Genomic DNA, 2,500 nt, shown 5'->3' with positions numbered 1-2,500 from the left:
GTGAAAAGGGAAACAACCCTGACCTACAGCTAAGGTCCCCAAGTTATGGCTAAGTGGGAAAGGATGTGAGGATCCCAAAACAACCAGGATGTTGGCTTAGAAGCAGCCATCATTTAAAGAAAGCGTAACAGCTCACTGGTCTAAATAAGGGTCTTTGCGCCGAAAATGTAACGGGGCTAAAGCCATACACCGAAGCTTAGGGTTTGGTCCGCAAGGGCCAAGCGGTAGCGGAGCGTTCTGTAAGCTGACGAAGCCATACCCGTGAGGGGTGGTGGAGGTATCAGAAGTGCGAATGCTGACATGAGTAACGTAAGGGGAGTGAGAGACTCCCCCGCCGAAAGACCAAGGGTTCCTGCTTAAAGCTAATCTGAGCAGGGTTAGCCGGCCCCTAAGACGAGGCGGAAACGCGTAGTCGATGGGAACCACGTTAATATTCGTGGGCTTGGAGGTAGTGACGGATCGCACAAGTTGTCCAATCTTATCGGATTGAACGGGCAGCGGAGCGGTTCCAGGAAATAGCTCCTCCTTATAAACCGTACCCGAAACCGACACTGGTGGTCAGGTAGAGTATACCAAGGCGCTTGAGAGAACTATGCTGAAGGAACTCGGCAAATTGCACGCGTAACTTCGGAAGAAGCGTGACCCTTTTCTACGCAAGTAGAGGAGGGTGGCACAGACCAGGGGGTAGCGACTGTTTATCAAAAACACAGGGCTCTGCGAAGTCGCAAGACGACGTATAGGGTCTGACGCCTGCCCGGTGCTGGAAGGTTAAGAGGAGGGGTGCAAGCTCTGAATCGAAGCCCCAGTAAACGGCGGCCGTAACTATAACGGTCCTAAGGTAGCGAAATTCCTTGTCGGGTAAGTTCCGACCTGCACGAATGGCGTAACGACTTCCCCGCTGTCTCCAGCATAGACTCAGTGAAATTGAATTCCCCGTGAAGATGCGGGGTTCCTGCGGTTAGACGGAAAGACCCCGTGCACCTTTACTATAGCTTTACATTGGCATTCGTAGTGGCATGTGTAGGATAGGTGGTAGGCTTTGAAACCTGGGCGCCAGCTCAGGTGGAGCCACCCTTGAAATACCACCCTTATTACTATGGATGTCTAACCGCGGCCCGTTATCCGGGTCCGGGACAATGTATGGTGGGTAGTTTGACTGGGGCGGTCGCCTCCTAAAGAGTAACGGAGGCGCGCGATGGTGGGCTCAGAACGGTCGGAAATCGTTCGCTGAGTGCAATGGCATAAGCCTGCCTGACTGCGAGACTGACAAGTCGAGCAGAGACGAAAGTCGGTCATAGTGATCCGGTGGTCCCGCGTGGAAGGGCCATCGCTCAACGGATAAAAGGTACGCCGGGGATAACAGGCTGATGACCCCCAAGAGTCCATATCGACGGGGTTGTTTGGCACCTCGATGTCGACTCATCGCATCCTGGGGCTGGAGCAGGTCCCAAGGGTATGGCTGTTCGCCATTTAAAGCGGTACGTGAGTTGGGTTCAGAACGTCGTGAGACAGTTCGGTCCCTATCTGCCGTGGGTGTAGGAATATTGAAAGGATCTGTCCCTAGTACGAGAGGACCGGGATGGACGGATCTCTGGTGGACCTGTTGTGGCGCCAGCCGCATAGCAGGGTAGCTATATCCGGACGGGATAACCGCTGAAGGCATCTAAGCGGGAAACCCACCTTAAAACGAGTATTCCCTGAGAACCGTGGAAGACGACCACGTTGATAGGCCGGGTGTGGAAGAGCGGCAACGCTTGAAGCTTACCGGTACTAATAGTTCGATCGGCTTGATCGTTCTCATTCCTTATGCTCATCGTGAACACGATGATCTGACCAGCGCTCACGCATGAGCGGCCCTTACAGGGCCTATGCTCCGCGAGGGCGCCGGAAAACCGGCGACGCGCAGTCGCGCTTGCGGACTTTGTCCGTTAGCTAGACACAAACGTCGCCTTGGCACGAAAAAACAGCTTCTCGATATAACGTGCGTTTTGCCGACCTGGTGGTTATGGCGGAGCGGCTGCACCCGATCCCATTCCGAACTCGGCCGTGAAACGCTCCAGCGCTGATGGTACTTCGTCTCAAGACGCGGGAGAGTAGGTCGCTGCCAGGTCTGCAAAACGCACGTTGAACTCTCATCCGCAAACCGGATGAAACTGAAATCTTCTCTCTACGAAAAGGCCCGCCAAGGGATCACGGGCCGCGCAAGCGGCCCTTTCATTTGGTCAGCCATATACCTATCTGTAAGCCATCCTGTTCATAGGCCCAGGCTTACGTCCAGATAAGCAAGCAAACGCTTGCTTCAGATCCGGAGCAGGCAAGAGCTTGCCCTGGAGAGTCCGGAGCAAGCAAGAGCTTGCCCTGGAGGTGACGCGGGGTGGAGCAGCCCGGTAGCTCGTCAGGCTCATAACCTGAAGGTCACAGGTTCAAATCCTGTCCCCGCAACCAACATCAAAAACAGCCCGCTTCACGCGGGCTTTTTGCGTTCGGACCGTGCTCGATG

Annotated in this window: 1 tRNA gene and 2 rRNA genes (1 of these 3 cut by a window edge); all 3 read left to right on the top strand. The window is 54.8% G+C overall.

Features of this window, described 5'->3' with window-relative positions:
* Positions 1-1,795, top strand: a 23S ribosomal RNA gene (locus tag ACYG9V_RS00325) (it extends 1,007 nt beyond the left edge of the window).
* A 200-nt stretch (positions 1,796-1,995) separates the two neighbouring features.
* Positions 1,996-2,110, top strand: a 5S ribosomal RNA gene (rrf, locus tag ACYG9V_RS00320).
* 258 nt (positions 2,111-2,368) lie between these two features.
* Positions 2,369-2,445, top strand: a tRNA-Met gene (locus ACYG9V_RS00315).
* The last annotated feature ends 55 nt before the right edge of the window (positions 2,446-2,500 follow it).

The sequence above is a fragment of the Mesorhizobium sp. W016 genome (assembly GCF_054719485.1).
The sequence above is the reverse complement of the archived record's forward strand: the minus strand, read 5'-3'. Positions and strand labels throughout refer to the sequence as shown.